The organism is Bradyrhizobium sp. AC87j1, assembly GCF_002936975.1.
Taxonomy (GTDB): domain Bacteria; phylum Pseudomonadota; class Alphaproteobacteria; order Rhizobiales; family Xanthobacteraceae; genus Bradyrhizobium; species Bradyrhizobium shewense.
Map to the genome: position 1 here is coordinate 22,001 of NZ_PTFE01000046.1, position 18,789 is coordinate 40,789.

General features: G+C 64.8%; 19 protein-coding genes. 14 read left to right on the plus strand and 5 right to left on the minus strand.

Features of this window, described 5'->3' with window-relative positions:
• Window positions 1-27 precede the first annotated feature (27 nt).
• A complete protein-coding gene (locus CV770_RS22780; protein WP_161966556.1) occupies window positions 28-723 on the minus strand; it encodes a GntR family transcriptional regulator in 696 nt (231 codons plus the stop codon).
• A 352-nt stretch (window positions 724-1,075) separates the two neighbouring features.
• Between CV770_RS22780 and CV770_RS22785 the strand changes: the two genes are divergently transcribed.
• The 11 genes from CV770_RS22785 (at window position 1,076) to CV770_RS22835 (ending at window position 14,347) form a co-directional block, all read left to right on the plus strand.
• Window positions 1,076-3,205: an acetate--CoA ligase family protein gene (locus CV770_RS22785; RefSeq protein ID WP_104463938.1), complete on the plus strand. Its 2,130-nt coding sequence runs from the start codon at window positions 1,076-1,078 to the stop codon at window positions 3,203-3,205.
• Between the two features lie 167 nt (window positions 3,206-3,372).
• Complete coding sequence (locus CV770_RS22790; protein WP_165637147.1) at window positions 3,373-4,215, plus strand: IclR family transcriptional regulator; 843 nt, start codon at window positions 3,373-3,375, stop codon at window positions 4,213-4,215.
• Between the two features lie 106 nt (window positions 4,216-4,321).
• Entirely contained in the window at window positions 4,322-5,290 is a 969-nt protein-coding gene (locus tag CV770_RS22795) for a Bug family tripartite tricarboxylate transporter substrate binding protein (RefSeq protein ID WP_104463939.1), read from the plus strand.
• Entirely contained in the window at window positions 5,287-5,772 is a 486-nt protein-coding gene (locus CV770_RS22800; protein WP_104463940.1) for a tripartite tricarboxylate transporter TctB family protein, read from the plus strand. The genes CV770_RS22795 and CV770_RS22800 overlap by 4 nt, the downstream gene beginning before the upstream one ends.
• Window positions 5,772-7,271 carry a tripartite tricarboxylate transporter permease gene (locus tag CV770_RS22805; protein WP_104463941.1) on the plus strand — a complete coding sequence of 500 codons (1,500 nt, stop codon included), beginning with the start codon at window positions 5,772-5,774 and terminating at the stop codon, window positions 7,269-7,271. Before CV770_RS22800 ends, CV770_RS22805 begins: the two co-directional genes overlap by 1 nt.
• 51 nt (window positions 7,272-7,322) lie before the next feature.
• Window positions 7,323-8,120 carry an NYN domain-containing protein gene (locus tag CV770_RS22810; protein ID WP_104463942.1) on the plus strand — a complete coding sequence of 266 codons (798 nt, stop codon included), beginning with the start codon at window positions 7,323-7,325 and terminating at the stop codon, window positions 8,118-8,120.
• Window positions 8,121-8,205: 85 nt separating this feature from the next.
• Window positions 8,206-10,008 (plus strand): adenine deaminase, encoded by a 1,803-nt coding sequence (locus CV770_RS22815; protein ID WP_104463943.1) that lies wholly within the window; start codon window positions 8,206-8,208, stop codon window positions 10,006-10,008.
• 152 nt (window positions 10,009-10,160) lie between these two features.
• The gene (gcl, locus tag CV770_RS22820; RefSeq protein ID WP_091953005.1) at window positions 10,161-11,951 is read left to right on the plus strand and encodes a glyoxylate carboligase; all 1,791 of its coding nucleotides are present in this window, start codon (window positions 10,161-10,163) and stop codon (window positions 11,949-11,951) included.
• A gap of 14 nt (window positions 11,952-11,965) precedes the next feature.
• On the plus strand, window positions 11,966-12,751 hold the full coding sequence (hyi, locus tag CV770_RS22825; RefSeq protein WP_104463944.1) for a hydroxypyruvate isomerase: 786 nt from the start codon (window positions 11,966-11,968) through the stop codon (window positions 12,749-12,751).
• A 210-nt stretch (window positions 12,752-12,961) separates the two neighbouring features.
• On the plus strand, window positions 12,962-13,849 hold the full coding sequence (locus tag CV770_RS22830) for a 2-hydroxy-3-oxopropionate reductase (RefSeq protein WP_104463945.1): 888 nt from the start codon (window positions 12,962-12,964) through the stop codon (window positions 13,847-13,849).
• A 114-nt stretch (window positions 13,850-13,963) separates the two neighbouring features.
• On the plus strand, window positions 13,964-14,347 hold the full coding sequence (locus tag CV770_RS22835; protein WP_018315876.1) for a DUF1236 domain-containing protein: 384 nt from the start codon (window positions 13,964-13,966) through the stop codon (window positions 14,345-14,347).
• A gap of 46 nt (window positions 14,348-14,393) precedes the next feature.
• Here the strand turns inward: CV770_RS22835 and CV770_RS22840 are convergent, their stop codons facing one another.
• The 3 genes from CV770_RS22840 to CV770_RS22850 form a co-directional block, all read right to left on the minus strand.
• The gene (locus tag CV770_RS22840; protein ID WP_104463946.1) at window positions 14,394-14,771 is read right to left on the minus strand and encodes a VanZ family protein; all 378 of its coding nucleotides are present in this window, start codon (window positions 14,769-14,771) and stop codon (window positions 14,394-14,396) included.
• Window positions 14,772-14,848: 77 nt separating this feature from the next.
• Entirely contained in the window at window positions 14,849-15,445 is a 597-nt protein-coding gene (locus CV770_RS22845; RefSeq protein WP_201759986.1) for a thiamine pyrophosphate-dependent enzyme, read from the minus strand.
• Between the two features lie 8 nt (window positions 15,446-15,453).
• The gene (locus CV770_RS22850) at window positions 15,454-16,014 is read right to left on the minus strand and encodes a thiamine pyrophosphate-binding protein (RefSeq protein WP_104463967.1); all 561 of its coding nucleotides are present in this window, start codon (window positions 16,012-16,014) and stop codon (window positions 15,454-15,456) included.
• Between the two features lie 252 nt (window positions 16,015-16,266).
• Here CV770_RS22850 and CV770_RS22855 point away from each other — a divergent pair, with 252 nt between their 5' ends.
• The 3 genes from CV770_RS22855 (at window position 16,267) to CV770_RS42715 (ending at window position 18,209) form a co-directional block, all read left to right on the plus strand.
• Window positions 16,267-17,316 (plus strand): hydroxyacid dehydrogenase, encoded by a 1,050-nt coding sequence (locus CV770_RS22855; protein ID WP_104463948.1) that lies wholly within the window; start codon window positions 16,267-16,269, stop codon window positions 17,314-17,316.
• Window positions 17,317-17,430: 114 nt separating this feature from the next.
• Window positions 17,431-17,880, plus strand: coding sequence for a flagellar basal body rod protein FlgC (locus CV770_RS22860; RefSeq protein WP_104463949.1), 450 nt, complete (start codon window positions 17,431-17,433; stop codon window positions 17,878-17,880).
• Window positions 17,881-17,996: 116 nt separating this feature from the next.
• Complete coding sequence (locus CV770_RS42715) at window positions 17,997-18,209, plus strand: hypothetical protein (RefSeq protein WP_018315882.1); 213 nt, start codon at window positions 17,997-17,999, stop codon at window positions 18,207-18,209.
• A gap of 3 nt (window positions 18,210-18,212) precedes the next feature.
• Here CV770_RS42715 and CV770_RS22870 read toward each other — a convergent pair whose 3' ends face one another.
• Window positions 18,213-18,788 carry a GNAT family N-acetyltransferase gene (locus CV770_RS22870; RefSeq protein WP_201759987.1) on the minus strand — a complete coding sequence of 192 codons (576 nt, stop codon included), beginning with the start codon at window positions 18,786-18,788 and terminating at the stop codon, window positions 18,213-18,215.
• Between the last annotated feature and the right edge of the window lies 1 nt (window position 18,789).

An 18,789-nucleotide genomic window follows, 5' to 3' on the forward strand; every position in this document is an offset into this window, starting at 1 on the left:
TTCGCCCTTCTGGTGAACGTTGCTTGGTTAAGTAAACAGTTCCTGGCCGTGCGCTTCGACGTAAGCGGCAAGGCCGAGAGTGTGGTCGCGGGCACGCTTCTCGGCGAGCTCGGTGTCGCGCGCCTCCAGTGCTTCGATCATGCCGAGATGCTCGGGCAGCGAGGTCGCAGTGCGGTCCTTGCGTCCGATGGTCAGCTGGCGATAGCCGCGCACGTGCAGGAGGAGGTCGTTGGTGAGATCGACCAGCACCGGCGATTCCGACAGCGAGATCAGCGCCTGATGGAAGGCGATATTGGCGCGCGAATATTCCTCGACGTGATCCTCGGGCAGGCGGTCCTTGCCGAAGTCCTTGAAGTAATCGCGCAGCGCCGTGATGTCCTTCTTGCGCGCAGTGGTGGTGATGAGGCGCGCGGCCATGCTTTCCAGCGCCGCCCAGGCGCGGATCATGTCGACGATCTCGCTCTTGGTCCGGCGCACCACCATGATGCCGCGGCGCGGCACCGTCTTCACGAAGCCGTCCTGCTCGAGCATCGCGATGGCTTCGCGGATCGGCGTGCGGCTGACACCCAGACGTTCAGACAGCGCGCGCTCGTCGAGCATCACCGGCTCGGGCGTCGAATAGATGTCCATCCTGAGGATGGCTTCCTTCAAGGCGTCATACGCCTTGTTCTTGAAGCTGCTCTCCGGGGCAATACGAACGATTGCGATATCTGCCTCGGCCATGTTCGGCAACGCCTTGGTTGGTTTCCGCAGTGACACGACGAATCTCCTCCAGTGGGAGTCGTCTTTTACAGGATTATTAACGGGAAAGTTTTTGGCATACCACATGCCAGAATGTCAAGCTGGCTATTTTTTGCGGCGTTCTAAGCGATGCCACAGCTTGACAAGTTGGCTTCTGGCATACCAAATGCCATCGCCAGCCATTTTTGATCCACGGCGGCGGAGTAGTCTGGCGCTTTATGCCGCTCCGTTCCGCGGAATGGAACAGAGCGCGGCGAATGGCAAGCATCACGGGCAGCCGCAAAACCACGCGCGCGCTTTGAAAAGAACGAACTGAGGTCAAGGGAGAAGCCACATGTCCAATTCCAAAGAAGCCGTCCGCAAGGTGCTTGACCAGGTCAAGGCGGACAACCGCACCAGCCTGACGGCCCCGGAAGGCAAGCTGGTCTGCGACGCCTATGGCATTCCGGTGCCGAAGGAGGGCGTGGCGAAGTCGGCGGGCGAGGCCGGCAAGATGGCCTCGTCGATGGGCTTCCCGGTCGTGATGAAGATCGTCTCGCCGGACATTCTCCACAAGACCGAAGCGGGCGGCGTCATCGTCGGCCTCAAGACCGCCGAAGAAGCCGAGAAGGCCTACGAGACCATTCTCGGCAACGCCAGGAAGTACAAGGCCGATGCCAAGATCGACGGCGTCCAGGTGCAGCAGATGCTGGCCGGCGGCACCGAGGTCATCGTCGGCTCCATCACCGACGGTTCGTTCGGCAAGCTGGTCGCCTTCGGCCTCGGCGGCGTGCTGGTCGAGGTGCTCAAGGACATCACCTTCCGCCTCGCGCCTGCGACCAAGGAAGACGCGCTCTCGATGCTCGACGGCATCCAGGCGCATGAGATCCTGAAGGGCGTGCGCGGCGGCGAGCCGGTCAACCGCAACGCCCTCGCCGATGTCATCGTCAAGGTCTCGCAGCTCGTCACCGATTTCCCTGAAATCGTCGAGCTCGACCTCAACCCGGTGTTCGCGACGGCGAAGGGCGCGACCGCCGCCGACGTGCGCATCGTCGTCGACTTCGCCTATGTGCCGAAGCCGAAGCCGCGCCCGACCGAGGAAATCGTCGCGGCGATGAGCCGCATCATGCAGCCGAAGGCGGTCGCCGTGGTCGGCGCCTCCGCCGAGGACGGCAAGATCGGCAACTCCGTGATGAAGAACCTCATCAACGGCGGCTACAAGGGCGACATCTATCCGATTCATCCCAAGGCCACCGAGATCCTCGGCTACAAGGCCTACAAGAGCGTCAAGGACGTGCCTGGCGTGATCGACACGGCGGTGTTCGCGATCCCGGCGAAGTTCGTGGCGGCCGCGCTCACCGAATGCGGCGAGAAGAAAATCCCGGGCGCGGTGCTGATTCCGTCGGGCTTCGCCGAAGCCGGTGCGCCGGAGCTGCAGGCCGAGATCGTCGAGGTCGGCAAGAAGTACGACACCCGCCTGATGGGGCCGAACATCTACGGCTTCTACTATACGCCCGCCAATCTCTGCGCGACCTTCTGCACGGCCTACGACGTCAAGGGCTCGGCGGCGCTGTCGTCGCAATCCGGCGGCATCGGAATGGCGATCATCGGCTTCTCGCGCTCGGCGAAAATGGGCGTGTCGGCGATCGTCGGCCTCGGCAACAAATCCGATATCGACGAGGACGATCTGCTCGCCTTCTTCGAGCAGGATCCGAACACGGCGATCATCGCGCAGCATTGCGAAGACCTGAAGGACGGCCGCGCCTTTGCGGAAGCCGCAAAACGCGTCTCCAAGAAGAAGCCGGTTGTCGTGCTCAAGGCCGGCCGCACGTCTGCAGGTGCGAAGGCGGCGTCGTCGCATACCGGCGCGCTGGCCGGTAACGACAAGATCTACGAGGACGTCCTGGCGCAGTCCGGCGTGATCCGCGCTCGTAGCTTGCGGCAACTGCTCGAGTTCGCCCGCGGCGTGCCGGTGCTGCCGACGCCGAAGGGCGAGAACGTGCTGATCATCACCGGTGCCGGCGGCTCGGGCGTGCTGCTGTCGGACTCCTGCGTCGACAACGGCCTGTCGCTGATGTCGATGCCGGCGGATTTGGACGCGGCCTTCCGGAAGTTCATCCCGCCGTTTGGAGCTGCCGGAAATCCTGTGGATATCACCGGCGGCGAGCCTCCGATCACCTACGTCAACACGGTGAAGCTCGGCCTGTCCGACGAGCGCATCCACTCGCTGATCCTCGGCTACTGGCACACCATCGTCACGCCGCCGATGGTGTTCGCCCGCAACATGGTCGAGGTGAAGAAGGAGATGGAGGCGAAAGGCTTCGTGAAGCCGATCGTCGCCTCGCTCGCCGGCGACGTCGAGGTCGAGGAAGCCGCCGAATATCTCTACCAGAACGGCATCCCGGCCTACGCCTACTCGACCGAGCTGCCAGTCGAGGTCCTCGGCGCCAAGTATAAGTGGGCGCGCGGGGCAGGGCTGCTCTGAGCGTTATCTCTCCTGTCATCCCGGGGCGATGCGACGGGACCGCGCAAGCGCGGCCCGGAGCGTCGAACCCGGGATCTCGAGATTCCGGGTCTGGTACGCCAGGCCCGCGCTGCGCGCAGTCCCGGCGCACCATCCCGGAATGACGGATGCATAAGCGGCAGGTCGCGATGAGCAAGAACGTGATCCGGCGCAAATCGCTCGAGCCTCGATCGGCATCGGAGGCCGATAACGACACGCGCGACGGCGGCGTGCAGTCCGTCGATCGCGCGCTGTCGATCCTCGAAACGCTGGCCGAGGACGATGAAGGCTATCGCCTCAGCGATCTCGCGGTGCGCACCGGCCTGTCGGCCTCCACCGTGCATCGCCTGCTCGCGACGCTGGAAAGCCGCCGCTTCGTGCAGTTCGACCGCACGCAATCAAAATGGCATGTCGGCTCGCGCGCGTTCACGGTGGGCGCGAGCTTTGCGCGGCGGCGCAATTTCTCCACACAGGCGATTCCTTACTTGCGCAAGCTGCGCGATCTCACCCGCGAGACCGCCAATCTCGCCGTGGTCGACGATGAGTTCATCATCGTGCTGACCCGCATGGAAAGCCGCGAGATCATGCGTTCGCTGACCCAGGTCGGCGGCCGCGTTCCCATGGTGACGTCGGGCGTCGGCAAGGCCGTGCTCGCAACCTATTCCGATGAGGACGTCGGCGCCGTCATCCGCCATCACGGCATGCCCCGGTTGACCGAGAAGTCGATTGTGCGGCCGAGCGACCTGTTCAAGGAGCTCGAAAAAATCCGCAAGCAGGGTTTTGCGCTCGACGATGAAGAGGCCTGCATGGGGCTGCGCTGTATTGCCGCAGTGGTCTACAACGACTGCGCCGAGCCGCTCGCGGCGATTTCCGTCTCGGGCATGACCAGCCGCCTGACCGACGACAGGCTGCCGGAAATCGGCCAAATCGTGCGCGACGTCGCCGGCGAGTTGACGGTCGCGCTCGGCGGGGTGATGCCGGCGCCGCGCTAACTGGGGAACCCGGGCACTGTCGCTGGACAGCATCGGCCGTTTTGGCTGATATGCGACCAAACGACACAATGCGGCAAACGTCCGCATGAGCTTGGAGAGCGTCCCCATGTTTCAATTTTCCGCGCGCCTTGCCGGCGCAGCCGTCGCGCTGACCCTTGCGGCAGCGACGCCGTCCTTTGCCCAGCAGCTCGAGCTCAAGCTGATGGCGCCGGCGGCCCCGGGCGGGGGCTGGGACCAGACCGCGCGCTCCATGCAGCAGGCGCTGGTGGCCGCGGGCGTCGCGCGCAGCGTGCAGGTCACCAACGTTCCCGGCGCCGGCGGCAGCGTCGGCATCGCGCAGTTCGTCAATGGTGCCAAGGGTGACGGCAACCAGCTGATGGTCAACGGCTTCGTCATGGTGGGCGCGCTCGCCATGAACAAGTCGCCGGTCACGCTCGAGCAGGTGACGCCGATCGCGCGCCTCACCGAGGAAATCCAGGTGATCGTGGTTCCCGCGAATTCGCCGATCAAGACTGCGCAGGATCTGGCCGCCGCGGTGAAGGCCGATATCGCCAAGGTGACTTTCGCCGGCGGCTCGGCCGGCGGCGTCGACCATGTGATGGCGGCGTTATTCGCCGGCGCGGTCGGTGCCGACGCCAAGAAGATCAACTACATCCCATTCTCCGGCGGCGGCGAGTCGCTGGCGGCGATCCTCGGCGGCAAGGTCACCGCGGGCATCTCGGGCCTCAGCGAATATGAAGGGCAGATCAAGTCCGGCAAGCTGCGCGCGATCGGCGTGACCTCGGAGAAGCGCATCCCGGGCAGCGACATCCCGACCTTCAAGGAGCAAGGCATCGACCTCGTGATCGCCAACTGGCGGTCGGTGGTGGCGCCTCCCGGCATCACGCCGGAGCAGCGCAAGACCTTGAGCGATGCGGTCGAGAAGATGGTGAAGTCGGACGCCTGGAAGGAGATCCTCAAGCAGAAGGGCTGGGAAGACGCCTATCTCGGCGGTGACGCCTTCGCCGACTTCCTGAAGAAGGAAACCGTGCGGGTCACCGACGTGCTGAAATCGGTCGGTCTGGTCAAGTCATGACCTCAGGCGATCCGGCTCAGCCGCCGCGGCGCGTCGATCGCGCCGGCATCGTCATCGCTGTATTGCTCGCAGGCCTCGCCGCGGTGCTGGTCTTCGATGCGCGCGGCCTGTCATCCACCGCGATGTACGGCATGGGGCCGGAGGCGATGCCGGTCGTGGTCGCCAGCGGCCTCGCGCTGCTCGCGATCGGCAACTTCATCGACGCGCTGCGCGGCAATTTGCCGGCGCGCGAGAGCGCCGATCCCGTGCCTGTGGTTCTGATCCTCATCGGTCTTGCGCTGCTAATCGCCATCATCGGCTTTGGCGGCGGCTTTATCTTGGCGACGTCGGCGCTGTTCGTGACAACATCGGCCGCCTTCGGCCGCCGTGCCATCCTCGTCGACAGCATCATCGCTCTCGTGATGTCGACCCTCATCTATCTCGCGTTCGACCGGCTGCTCACGCTCAGCCTTCCGGCCGGCCCGCTGGAGCGACTGCTGTGATGGACACCTTTGCCGCGTTGGCCCACGGCATGGCGGTCGCCGTCCAGCCGATGAATCTGCTTTACGCGCTGATCGGCGTGTTCCTCGGCACCGCCGTGGGCGTGCTGCCCGGCATCGGCCCCGCGTTGACGGTCGCGCTGCTGCTGCCCGTCACCTACAAGCTCGACCCCGGCGGTTCGCTGATCATGTTCGCCGGCATCTATTATGGCGGCATGTATGGCGGCTCCACCACCGCGATCCTGATCAACACGCCCGGCGAGAGCGCCTCGATGGCGACCGCGCTCGAAGGCAACAAGATGGCCAAGGCCGGCCGCGGCGGACCAGCGCTTGCGACATCCGCGATCGGCTCCTTTGTTGCCGGAACCATCGCCACCATCGGTCTGGCCTTCCTCGCGCCCTGGCTGGTCGATTTCGCCGTGCGCTTCGGACCGGAGGACTATTTCGCGCTGATGTGCGTCGCCTTCGTCACGGTATCGGCGACCTTCGGGGATTCTCCGATCCGCGGCCTGACCAGCCTGTTCATCGGCCTGACGCTCGGTCTCGTCGGCATCGACAAGCTGACCGGCCAAGCGCGGTTGGCGTTCGGCGTCCCTGAATTGCTCGACGGCGTCGAGGTGACGACGCTTGCTGTCGGCCTGTTCGCGGTAGGCGAGGCGCTCTATGTCGCGTCGCGACGCCACCACAGCGAGGAGAAGCTCGAGCCGGTGCGCGGCTCGCTGTGGATGACCAGGGAGGACTGGAAGCGTTCGTGGAAGCCGTGGCTGCGCGGCACGATGTTCGGCTTTCCGATCGGCGCGTTGCCGGCCGGCGGTGCGGAGATCCCAACCTTCCTGTCCTATTCGACCGAGAAGCGGCTGACGAAACACCCCGAAGAGTTCGGCAAGGGCGCGATCGAAGGTGTCGCGGGGCCGGAAGCCGCCAACAACGCCTCCGCCGCCGGCACGCTGGTGCCGCTGCTGACGCTGGGATTGCCGACCTCGGCGACGGCCGCGATGATGCTGGCGGGCTTCCAGCAATACGGCCTCAACCCGGGACCGCTGCTGTTTGCCGAGCGGCCCGACCTCGTGTGGGGTCTGATCGCCAGCCTGTTCATCGCCAATTGCATGCTGCTGGTGCTGAACCTGCCGCTGGTCGGCCTCTGGGTGCGGTTGCTCGCGATCCCGCAGCCGTGGCTCTATGCCGGCATCCTCGTGTTCGCGACCATGGGCACCATCGCCGCAAAGCCGTCAGTGGTCGAGTTGTCGATGCTGGCCGGCTTCGGCGTGCTCGGCTTCCTGATGCGCCGGTTCGATTTTCCGATCGCGCCCGTCGTGGTCGGCCTGATCCTCGGTCCGATCGCCGAGAGCCAGTTGCGCAGGGCGCTCGCGATCAGCCTCGGCGATCCCATGACGCTGTTGCAGAGCCCGATCTCGGCGACGCTGCTGGCGCTGGCGCTGATCGCGCTGCTGGCGCCCTTCGTGCTGAAGGGGCTCGGGCGGTTCAAAGCGACCGAGGATTAGTCATCCCGGCGCATGCATTTTCGATGCTGCGTCCATCCGTAGGGACATGCCATGCCGTCAGAACTTCGCTCGCCCCGTCTCGCCGTCCTGATCGATGCGGACAATGCGTCGGCGAAAATCGCGGACGGACTGTTCGAGGAGATCGCCAAGATCGGCGAGGCCAGCGTTCGCCGCATCTACGGCGACTTCTCCAATGCGCGGTCCAAGGGGTGGGCCGACATTCTGTCCAAACACGCCATCATCCCGCAGCAGCAATTCGCCTACACGACGGGAAAGAATGCATCAGACATCACGCTGGTCATCGACGCCATGGACCTGCTTCACAGCGGCCGGTTCGACGGCTTTTGCCTGGTGTCATCCGACAGCGACTTTACCCGTCTGGCCGCCCGCATCCGGGAGCAGGGCATCGATGTCTTTGGCTTTGGCGAGCAGAAGACGCCCGAAAGCTTCCGGCAGGCCTGTCGCAGATTCGTCTACACGGAGAACCTGCTTGCCGGCACCGCGGCCACCCAGGACGCATCCTCACGCTCAGCGCCGCTTCAGCCGCCCGATGCTGCCACGCCCATCATCAAGAAGGTCATCACCCAGATGGAGAGCGAGGACGGCTGGGTCGCGCTCGGTGAAGTCGGACGGCAGCTCGCCAATCTCGCTTCCGATTTCGATCCGAGGACCTACGGCTTCCGCAAGCTGAGCGACCTCGTGCGGAAGACGAATTCGTTCGAGATCGATGAGCCGAAGGGCCGGTCGATGCGGATTCGGGTCAAGCCCATTGCTGCACCGCCGGCAAGAACGCGGAACCCGCGCCGGCCTGCCAGGTCGGGGGCAGGCGGCGCGGCGCCTAAGGCGTAAGCAGGGCGTGCCGTCATATTTGCACTTGCCCGGTTTGGTGCAGGGCGTAACCATCGCTGGGCCGTAACGCCGCGCGAGGGTCCCGATGACCAAACTCACCCGCTTCACCGTGGCCCCGCTGCATGCGATGACCCGGCGCCTGGCCGACGTCGCTTCCGCGCGCCTCGCGCCAGATCTGGTCATCGCCGGCGCGCGGGTGCTCTCGACCTATTCGGAACGCATTCATCCCGGTCGGGAGGTCTGGATCACCGGCGGGCGCATCGCGGCGGTGAAGCCGTCAGGCGCGGCGAAGAAGGTCTGGCCCAACGTGCCGCTCTACGACGCCGCCGGCGGCATCGTCGCGCCGGGCCTGGTCGATCCGCACATCCACATCGAATCCTCGATGGTGACGGCCTGTGCCTACGCGGAAGCCGCGCTGCTCAACGGCACCACCACGATCTTCTGCGACAGCCACGAGATCGGCAACGTCATGGACGTCGCCGGCGTGGAGGCGATGCTGGAGGACGCGCGCGAGGCGCCGCTCTCGATCTTCCTGACGGTGCCGAGCACGGTGCCGGCGACGTCGGCCGAGTTGGAAACGGCCGGCGGCGATCTCACGCCGGACAAGATCGCCGGCCTGTTCGACCGTTGGCCCGAAGCCGTGGGGCTGGGCGAGAAGATGGATTTTGTCCCGGTCACGATGGGCGACGAGCGCAGCCACGCCATCCTTGCGGCTGCCTTGAAGCGTGGTCGTCCCGTGTCCGGCCATGTTTACGGCCGTGAATTCGTCGCGGCCTATGCGGCGTCAGGCGTCACCGACACCCATGAGGCGATCGACCGCGACATCGCCGACGATCTGCTCGACGCCGGCGTGTGGGTGTTCCTGCGTGGCGGCCCGCCGACCACGCCCTGGCACTCGCTGCCGCAGGCGATCCGCACCGTCACCGAGCTCGGCGCCTCGCACAAGCGCACGGCCGTGTGCACCGATGACCGCGACGCCGACGATCTCCTGATGTTCGGTCTCGACTGGGTGGTGCGCGAAGCCGTGAAGGCCGGGATGTCGCCGGAGCAGGCCTGGTCGATGGGCTCGCTGCATGGCGCCACGCGCTTCGGCATGGATGGCGACATCGGTGGCCTCGGCGGCGGCCGCCGCGCCGATCTCGTGCTGATGGACGACCAGCTCAAGCCGCAATGCACCTGGTATGGCGGCGAGCTCGTGGTCGAGAGCCGCAAGATCACCGGGGTGCTCGATCAGGCGCTGTCGCAGCGCTATCAATATCCCAAGGCGGCCTATGCGACGGTGAAGCTGCCGGAGAAGGTCAAGCTGACGCCGGATCTGCCGGCGAAGGCCTGCACCGTCAATGCGATCAAGACGGCGCTGCCGGGCATCACGCTGATCCATGAGAAGGTCGCGATCGAGCCAGCCAAGGATTGGCCGTTGCTGTTCGCACGCTACAGTCTGTGTTTCGTCACCGTCGTCGAGCGCCACGGCAAATCCGCCGGCAATGTTGCCCATGGCCTGCTCAAGGATTTTGGTCTGAAGCGCGGCGCGGTCGCTTCCAGCGTCGGGCACGACAGCCACAACATCATCGTCGCCGGCACCAACGAGCCCGATATGCAAGTCGCGATCGCTGCCATCAAGGACCAGCAGGGCGGCGTCTGCGTCGTCGCCGATGGCAAGGTAAGGGCGCTGGTTCCGCTACCGATCGCGGGGCTTCTCTCTGACAAGCGCGTCACGGAGGTGGCCGAAGAGGTCAAGATGCTCAAGAAGGAATGGGCCGAGGCCGGCTGCACCATTCCTTACATGGGCTTCAATTTGATTCCCCTATCGGTCATTCCGGAAATTCGCATCACCGACAAGGGCCTCGTGCTGGTGCCGCAGATGGAACTGGCGCCGCTGTTCGAGTGATCCGCTTTCACGCGACTCTCGATCTAACCGCTTGAGACGCCCACGATTTTTCCGCGGCTGCCGCATCGTGGAAAATAAAATCGATCTCGTTGAGATCGGCTTCTGCGCACCCGATGATCTCGCTCGCTGACGCAACTTGAGCGAGGTCCGATATGGCGAAGATGCGAGCTATCGATGCTGCCGTGCGAATTCTGGAGAAGGAGGGCATCTCCACCGCCTTCGGCGTTCCCGGGGCCGCGATCAATCCGCTTTACTCGGCGCTGAAGAAGCGCGGCTCGATCCGGCACATCCTGGCGCGCCATGTCGAGGGCGCCTCGCATATGGCCGAGGGCTATACGCGGGCGAAGGCCGGCAATATCGGCGTCTGCATCGGAACCTCGGGGCCGGCCGGCACCGACATGATCACCGGGCTCTATTCGGCGATCGCCGATTCCATTCCGATCCTCTGCATCACCGGGCAGGCGCCGCGGGCGCGGCTCTACAAGGAAGATTTTCAGGCCGTCGACATCGAGTCGATCGCAAAGCCTGTGACCAAATGGGCTGTCACCGTGCGCGAGCCGGCGCTGGTGCCGCGCGTGTTCAGCCAGGCGTTTCATGTGATGCGCTCGGGCCGGCCGGGGCCGGTGCTGATCGACATGCCGCTCGACGTGCAGCTGGCCGAGATCGAGTTCGACGATGAGACCTATGAGCCGCTGCCGGTCTACAAGCCCACCGCGACGCGCAAGCAGGTCGAGAAGGCGCTGGAGATGCTCAACGCCGCCGAGCGGCCGCTGATCGTTGCGGGCGGCGGCATCATCAATGCCGATGCTTCCGACCTCCTGGTCGAATTCGCCGAGATCGCCAACGTGCCTGTGGTGCCGACGCTGATGGGGTGGGGCGCGATCCCCGACGATCACGTGCTGATGGCGGGCATGGTCGGCCTTCAGACCAGCCACCGCTACGGTAATGCCACTATGCTCGAATCCGACTTCGTGCTCGGCATCGGCAACCGCTGGGCCAACCGCCACACCGGCTCGGTCGAGACCTACACCAAGGGCCGCACCTTCGTGCATGTCGACATCGAGCCAACCCAGATCGGGCGCGTATTCAATCCCGATCTCGGCATCGTCTCGGACGCCAAGGCCGCGCTCGAGCTGTTCGTCACCGTCGCCAGGGAGTGGCGCCGGTCAGGCAAGCTGCGCGAGCGCCAGGCGTGGCCCGCTTCCTGCCGCGATCGCAAGAAGACGATGCTGCGCAAGAGCCATTTCGATAACGTCCCGATCAAGCCGCAGCGCGTCTATGAGGAGATGACCAAGGCCTTTGGTCGCGACACCTGCTACGTCACCGTGATCGGCCTGTCGCAGATCGCCGGCGCCCAGTTCCTCGGCGTCTACAAGCCGCGCAACTGGATCAATGCCGGGCAGGCGGGTCCGCTCGGCTGGACGCTGCCCGCCGCGCTCGGCGTGCGTGCCGCGTGCCCGGATCGCGACATCGTCGCGCTCTCCGGCGACTACGACTTCCAGTTCCTGATCGAGGAGCTCGCGGTCGGGGCGCAGTTCAATCTGCCCTACATCCACGTCGTCGTGAACAATTCTTATCTCGGCTTGATCCGCCAGGCCCAGCGCGGCTTCGAGATGGACTATCACGTCCAGCTCTCTTTCGAGAACATCAACGCGCCCGAGATCGGCGTCTACGGCGTCGACCATGTCGCGGTCGCCGAAGGCCTCGGCTGCAAGGCGATCCGCGTCACCGATCCGAAGGACACGCAGGCTGCATTCGCGACCGCCCGTGAGCTGATGGCCAAGCACCGCGTGCCCGTGGTGGTCGAGTTCATCCTCGAACGCGTCACCAACATCGCGATGGGCACGGAGATCGACAACATCGTCGAGTTCGAGGAGGTGCTGGACCTTCCGCTCGACGAGGTCGAGCGGGCGCGCCCGGGCGTGCTGCAGCCGGCGGAATAGGAGAGGACCTCATCATGCCGAAATTCGCCGCCAACCTCACCATGCTCTTCAACGAGATGCCGTTCCTGGACCGCTTCGCAGCGGCGAAGGCGGCGGGCTTTTCCGGGGTTGAGTATCTCTTCCCCTATGATTTCGACAAGGCGCAGCTGCGCGAGCAGCTGGAAGCCCACGGCCTGACCCAGGTGCTGCACAATCTGCCGGCCGGAAACTGGGCCGGGGGCGAGCGCGGCATTGCGATCCTGCCCAATCGCACCGCTGAATTCCGCGACGGCGTGTTTCGCGCCATCGACTATGCCAAGGCGCTCGATTGCGAGCAGCTCAACTGCCTCGTGGGTATTGCGCTTGCCGATGCCGATCCGAGCGAACTCAACGAGACGCTGGTGGGAAATTTGCGCTTTGCCGCCTCGACGCTGGCACGTGAGAACATCAAGCTGCTGGTCGAGCCGATCAACACGCTCGACATTCCCGGCTTCTTCCTCAACGGCACCGAGCAGGCGATACAGCTGATCTCCGAGGTGCGGTCGAACAATCTGTTCGTCCAGTACGACATCTATCACATGCAGATCATGGAGGGCGATCTCGCTCGCACCATGCAGGAATATCTGCCCCAGATCGCCCACATCCAGCTCGCCGACAATCCGGGCCGCCACGAGCCCGGCACCGGCGAGATCAACTATCCCTTCCTGTTCCGCCATCTCGACGCAATCGGCTATCGCGGCTGGGTCGGCTGCGAATACAAGCCGAGGACTACGACGCTGGAAGGCCTGTCCTGGCACGCAGCGCAGACGTTCGAGACCTGAGAATGCACCCACAGCAGCGGTGCGCTCCCTCTCCTGCTTGCGGGGGAGGGCTGGGGTGGGGGTATCTCCGCGAAAAGATTCGATCGAGATGCGGAGAAAGTCCCCAAGCGGATAGAGCCCCCACCCGGCGCTACGCGCCGACCTCTCCCGCAAGCGGGAGAGGTGCACCGAGCTTGTGGATCGACTTGGCCTAAATCTGGAGAATGAGACATGATCGACATCGGCTTCATCGGACTTGGCACCATGGGACGGCCGATGGCCGGCCATCTCCTTAGCGCTGGCCATCGCGTGCTCCTGCATGATGTCGCGCCGGTCGCGCCCGAGCTGATCGCGGCGGGCGGCATCGCCTGCAAGTCGAGCAAGCAGGTCGCCGAGGAGGCCGATGCGGTCATCATCATGGTCCCGGACACGCCGCATGTCGAAGCGGTGCTGTTCGGCAAGGATGGTGTTGCGAGCGGCATCTCGAAAGGCAAGATCGTCGTCGACATGAGCTCGATCTCGCCGCTGGCGACGAAGGAGTTTGCAAAGAAGATCGAGGCGCTCGGGGCGGACTATCTCGACGCGCCGGTCTCAGGTGGAGAGGTCGGCGCCAAGGCGGCGAGCCTCACCATCATGGTCGGCGGGCCGGAGCGGGCGTTCAACACCATGAAGCCGGTGTTCGACAAGATGGGCAAGAATGTCACCCGCGTCGGCGCCAATGGCGACGGGCAGACGACGAAGGTTGCCAACCAGATCATCGTCGCGCTGACGATCGAAGCGGTGAGCGAGGCGTTGTTGTTCGCATCGAAAGCCGGGGCCGATCCGGCGCTGGTGCGGCAGGCGCTGATGGGTGGCTTTGCCTCCTCGCGCATCCTCGAAGTGCATGGCGAGCGCATGGTGAAGCGCAATTTCGATCCCGGCTTCCGCATCGAGCTGCATCAGAAGGATCTCAATCTCGCGCTCGAAGGCGCGCGCACGCTCGGCCTGTCGTTGCCGAGCACGGCAGTGGCGCAGCAATTGTTCTCGGCCTGCACTGCGCATGGCGGCAAGGGCTGGGATCATTCCGCGATGGTGCGGGCACTGGAACTGATGGCAGGCCACGAGATCGCCGCAGCCTGAACTGTTACGCGGTAACAGTCTCCAGTTTTTGAGGCGTCTTCGCTTCGGGGGAACCGGAACAATGCTCCGGCCCCACGGTTGAAGGCGCAGGACAATCACTGGAGACAAAGCAACATGAAAACCCGTCTTGCGATTACGTTGGCTGCAGCGTCGCTGCTGGCGTCGAGCGCAGCCTTTGCTCAGTCGACGACCGAACAAGGCGCCAGGGACGGCGCGCGTGCGGGCGGCGATATTGGCGGCCCGATCGGCGCCATGGTTGGCGGCACCGTTGGTGCGGCCGTGGGCGCCGGCCTCGAGATTCCGAATGCGGTCCTTGGCGGAATTCCTCGCAGCGATTCCGTCGTGGTCGAGGAGCGCGTCGTGGTAGGCGAGCCGCTGCCGCCGACCGTGGTGCTCCGCCCCGTACCGAACTACACTGAGTATCGCTATGCGGTCGTGAACGATCGCCGCGTGATCGTCGAGCCGCGCACGCGTCGCGTGGTCAAGATCATCGACTGATCCAAGCCGACCCACAGGTGTGGAGAGAAAAGGGCCCTGCGGAGCTTTACTCCGCGGGGCCTTCGCTTGCTGCAGAGGGGCTTGCGCGAAAGCGTGTCACAACCCAATCGGTGACCGCCGCGAGCGCAAAGCCGAGGCAGGCCGTGAGCGCGTCGACCAGAAAGTCCTCCAGCCGGGCGTGGCGTCCGGGTGCCCAAAATTGCATCAGCTCGAGCACGCCAATCAGGACGACCGCAGCTCCTGCGCCCGGCAGGCGCCGCCGCGGATAGGCGAGGCCGAAGGCCAGTCCCACCAGGATGAAGGCGAGCGCATGTTCGCCGTCCTGGCCGAGGTCGGAATGGGGTCGCAGGCCGGGGGGACCGAGGGTGGCGAAAGTAACGGCGGCAGCGAGCAGCCAGGCAAATGAACGGATCAAAATGGACATCCGGTTCGCTTAGCACAGATTGGCAGCGGACCGGTACAGTCCCTCCATCAGATCGCTGTGTAGTTAATGACAAAATGTTAAAGCGGCTCGCGCACGCCGAGCCCGTGCATGAAGCGCTCCCGGATTTGTACGGGATCGCGCCTTGTGGTGCCGACGCCGGGCTTGTCGTCGATGCGGACCGCGATCAGGCTCGGCGCGGCGGCGGACATCGCCGCATCGACCAACCGCTCGAAATCCTCCTCGTCTGCGGCCCAGGTGCTGTTGGAAAGGCCAGAGCCTGCCGCGATGGCAACGATGTCCGCGACGCTTGCCGCGGGCGTCGGCTGTGCGCCGGTAATTTGGTAGATGCCGTTGTCCATCACGATCATGATGAGGTTCTTCGGCTTCAACGTCGCGATCGTCGAGAGCGCGCCGAGCTGCATCAACAGCGAGCCGTCGCCTTCGAGCGCGAAGACGCGGCGGTCGGGCTGCGCCAGCGCCACGCCGAGCGCGATCGGGAAGGCGAGGCCCATGCTGCCCAGCATGTAGAAATTCTGGGGGCGATGCCCGGCTGCCCAGAGGTCGAAATTGGTGTTGCCGATGCCGCCGATCACGGCTTCTTCGTGCTTGAGCTTCTCGATCAGGCGCGAAGTGACATCGAAACGGTTCATCACCTTGGTATTGCGCGTGTTCATGGTGGCGCTCACTTGTCGAAAACCTTGCCGCCCGTGAGCAGCGGGTTGAGGATCAGGGCCACCGGCGCCTGTGTCGTGACGGCCTGCTTGATCGAGCGGTCGGTGATGAATTCGAGCTCGTCGAGCCGGGTGATGGTGTGGTGCTCCAGCGCCAGCGAATCCAGCACTGGGCGCATGGTGCGGCAGACCAGCGATTGCCCGTAATTGAACTCGCCGAGCGTGCCGCGCTCGGACACGAACATGATCAGGGGGATCTGGTAGGGCACTGCGAGCGAGGCGAGCACGTTGGCGAGCGTGGCAAAGCCGGAGGTCTGCATCAGGACTGCGCCGCGCCGCCCACCCATCCAGGCGCCTGAGACGATGCCGACGGCTTCCTCCTCGCGGGCAGTGGCGAAGGTGGTGAAGAAGGGATCGGCGTGCAGATTCTTGATCAGGGGCGTCAGCACCCGGTCGGGCACGTAAGGGATGAGGCTGATCTCGTTCCGCTTCAGGGTTTGCAGGACGATGCCGTGCCAGCTGTTGTCGCCGGACGCCTGTCCCGCCTGAGTACGCTGTTCCGCAATCGCCATTGCGTTCTCCCTTGGCGTATTTTCTTGGGCCGCGCATGCTTCTTGGTTCTGGCCGTCGCGCGATCGGTCGAACTTGACGGAGCGGGCGGGATTGTCAACATGTCCGGGCCGCACCGTGATCTGCGCTGAACGGCCTGTCGTGGTCGGCACCGCCATGTCATAAGCGGCGACAACGAGAAAACGGGAGGGGGCACGGACGGGCGCGCATCGCGCCGACCTTGCGGATTTCCCTGGAGAGCCGGAAGGGTCCTGATGTCCGTCAACAGCAAGCGCGTCTTCTACTCCAATTATTTGGCCAATCCGATCTATGCCGACATCCTGAAGGCGCGGCCCGACGTCCGGCTCGATCGCATCGAGAACGGGAGTCCCGAAGATGTCTACGCGCCGATCCTGAATGCGGCGCACGTTTACCAGATCGGCGCCGCCCGGGACGAACTCGCCCCGCATTTCCATGTCGATGCCACCTTCCTGAAGCGCACGCCGAACCTGCTGCTGGTCTCCAGCAATGGCGCGGGCTTCGACCCTGTCGATGTCGAAGCCTGCACGGATGCGGGCGTGCTCGTCGTCAATCAGTCCGGCGGCAATGCCCATTCAGTCGCCGAGCACGCGCTGGCGATGATGCTGACCTTGTCCAAACGTATCATCCAGTCCGATCGCCGACTGCGCCGCGAGCGCGACGTCAACCGCAACGATCTGGTCGGCAACGAGGTCGAGCACAAGACCGTCGGCATCATCGGCCTCGGCAATGTCGGCCGCCGCATTGCCGCGCTGTGCAAGGGCCTGCTCGGCATGAGGGTGCTGGCTTATGATCCGTACCTCACGGCCGAGGTGATGGCGGAGCGGGGCGGGGAGAAGGTCGAGCTCGACGAGCTGTTGCGCCGCGCCGATTTCGTCTCGATCTCCTGCCCGCTCAACAAGGGCAGCCGCAACATGATCGGCGTGCGCGAGTTCGGGCTGATGCAGCCGCATGCGTATTTCATCACCACGGCGCGCGGCTTCATCCATGACGAGGATGCGCTGCTCCAGGCGCTGCGCGACAAGCGCATCGCCGGTGCCGGCCTCGACGTCTGGTCCAAGGAGCCGCCGCCGCCGGAGCATCCGCTGCTCCAGTTCGACAACGTGCTGGCGAGCCCGCACACCGCCGGCGTCACGATCGAGGCGCGGCAGAACATGGGCCGGATCGCGGCTGAGCAGGTGCTGGACACCCTCGACGGCAAGCGCCCGCCGCGCATCATCAATCCCGAGGTCTGGCCGCGTTATGCGGAGCGCTTCAAGCAGGCGTTCGGGGTGACGCCGGGGTAGGGCGCGAAGGCTCAGCGCGCTCCGATCATTGGTTACCACGACGGAAAGGCAAAGCGCCGCATCTTATCGAGCGGGTAAGTGAACGCGTATCACTTGTCCTGTAGTTGAAAGTCCATGAGCATCTTCTCGATTGCGACATCCGGACTTTATGCGGCGAGTTTGCGCGTGAACGTCGCCGCGAGCAACATCGCCAATGTTCAAACGACCGGCCCGCTGCCGGCGTCGGGCGGGTCGAGCCCGTCGGCCGTTACAGGCAGTCCGGGCATTGCTCCGACGTTTCCCGCGGCTTACGTGCCATTGCGCGTCGATCAGGTCGACCAATCGAGCGGCTCGACGCCGGGCGGCACGATCGCGAAGGTGTCGACGGTATCGCCGAGCTATACCGCGCAATCAGACCCAAGCGCTTCCTTCGCAAACCAGGATGGGCTGGTCGCCGCGCCGAATGTCGATATCGCCAACGAATTCGTTCAACTGGCGGCCGCCAAGTACAGCTTCATTGCCAATGCGAAAGTCATTCAGGCTTACGCGGAAACGACAGAGTCGCTGCTCGACATCACCACATGAGGGCTGCCGCCTGAATGGGCGGCGGGAACTTTGCCGGGCTTGATCCGCGTCAAAATCTCCTTTCCCGGTCCGGCTTAAATGGGACTAGAGTGCGGCCGGGGCAGCAGGGAGGTCCCATGTCAACCTATGTCGTCAAGTTCATGAAGGATGTGCTCGGCGAGTACGGCCGGCAGAGCGAGATTTGCCAGGGGACGCTGGAAATCGACGCCTCCGACGAGGACGAGGCCAGGGAGCGGGCGAAGGCCAGGTTCTGCAAGGACCAGGCGCTGCATCACTGGTCGCTGCATGCCGACCGCATCCATGTGAGAGCGGCCGACTTTCCGTCCTGAGGTTTACCGGCCCGGCGCCATGACGGGTGGGGGCGCCGTGGTCCCCGCGCCGAGCGATCGCTGCACCATGACGGTGTCGGACCAGCGGCCGTGGCGATAGGCCACGCCGCAAAGCAGGCCGGCGCGCGCGAAGCCGAACTTCTCGTGCAGCGCCAGCGAGGGCGCGTTGTCGGCGTCGATATAGCCGATCATCTGGCGGAAGCCGGCAGCCGCACAAGCATCGATCAATTCCTGCAGCAACAGCCGTCCGACCCCGCGGCCGAGCTGCTCATGGTGGACGTAGATCGAGTGCTTGGCCGTGTAGCGATAGGCCGGGCGCTTGCGGAACAGCACCGCATAGGCATAGCCGACCACCTCGCCGCGAAAGGTCGCGACCAGATGCGGCAGGCGGGTCTGCTTGAGGTTCTTGCGCCGGTCGCGCAGATCGTCCGGCTCGGGTGCGCCGGCTCCCTCGATGTCGCGCGCCACGCCGTTACGGACGTGATGGCGGTAGATCGCCAGCATCGCCTCGACATCGCTCTCGCGTGACGGCCTGACCAGGACGGCTTCGTCGCTCGCGCGCGCAGCTGTTTCGTTCATT

Bases quoted from the DNA above. Each gene is read 5' to 3' on its own strand.
- CV770_RS22780 (WP_161966556.1), bottom strand. From the start codon at position 723: ATGGCCGAGGCAGATATCGCAATCGTTCGTATTGCCCCGGAGAGCAGC.
- CV770_RS22785 (WP_104463938.1), top strand. From the start codon at position 1,076: ATGTCCAATTCCAAAGAAGCCGTCCGCAAGGTGCTTGACCAGGTCAAG.
- CV770_RS22790 (WP_165637147.1), top strand. From the start codon at position 3,373: ATGAGCAAGAACGTGATCCGGCGCAAATCGCTCGAGCCTCGATCGGCA.
- CV770_RS22795 (WP_104463939.1), top strand. From the start codon at position 4,322: ATGTTTCAATTTTCCGCGCGCCTTGCCGGCGCAGCCGTCGCGCTGACC.
- CV770_RS22800 (WP_104463940.1), top strand. From the start codon at position 5,287: ATGACCTCAGGCGATCCGGCTCAGCCGCCGCGGCGCGTCGATCGCGCC.
- CV770_RS22805 (WP_104463941.1), top strand. From the start codon at position 5,772: ATGGACACCTTTGCCGCGTTGGCCCACGGCATGGCGGTCGCCGTCCAG.
- CV770_RS22810 (WP_104463942.1), top strand. From the start codon at position 7,323: ATGCCGTCAGAACTTCGCTCGCCCCGTCTCGCCGTCCTGATCGATGCG.
- CV770_RS22815 (WP_104463943.1), top strand. From the start codon at position 8,206: ATGACCAAACTCACCCGCTTCACCGTGGCCCCGCTGCATGCGATGACC.
- gcl (WP_091953005.1), top strand. From the start codon at position 10,161: ATGGCGAAGATGCGAGCTATCGATGCTGCCGTGCGAATTCTGGAGAAG.
- hyi (WP_104463944.1), top strand. From the start codon at position 11,966: ATGCCGAAATTCGCCGCCAACCTCACCATGCTCTTCAACGAGATGCCG.
- CV770_RS22830 (WP_104463945.1), top strand. From the start codon at position 12,962: ATGATCGACATCGGCTTCATCGGACTTGGCACCATGGGACGGCCGATG.
- CV770_RS22835 (WP_018315876.1), top strand. From the start codon at position 13,964: ATGAAAACCCGTCTTGCGATTACGTTGGCTGCAGCGTCGCTGCTGGCG.
- CV770_RS22840 (WP_104463946.1), bottom strand. From the start codon at position 14,771: ATGTCCATTTTGATCCGTTCATTTGCCTGGCTGCTCGCTGCCGCCGTT.
- CV770_RS22845 (WP_201759986.1), bottom strand. From the start codon at position 15,445: ATGAACACGCGCAATACCAAGGTGATGAACCGTTTCGATGTCACTTCG.
- CV770_RS22850 (WP_104463967.1), bottom strand. From the start codon at position 16,014: ATGGCGATTGCGGAACAGCGTACTCAGGCGGGACAGGCGTCCGGCGAC.
- CV770_RS22855 (WP_104463948.1), top strand. From the start codon at position 16,267: ATGTCCGTCAACAGCAAGCGCGTCTTCTACTCCAATTATTTGGCCAAT.
- CV770_RS22860 (WP_104463949.1), top strand. From the start codon at position 17,431: ATGAGCATCTTCTCGATTGCGACATCCGGACTTTATGCGGCGAGTTTG.
- CV770_RS42715 (WP_018315882.1), top strand. From the start codon at position 17,997: ATGTCAACCTATGTCGTCAAGTTCATGAAGGATGTGCTCGGCGAGTAC.
- CV770_RS22870 (WP_201759987.1), bottom strand. From the start codon at position 18,788: ATGAACGAAACAGCTGCGCGCGCGAGCGACGAAGCCGTCCTGGTCAGG.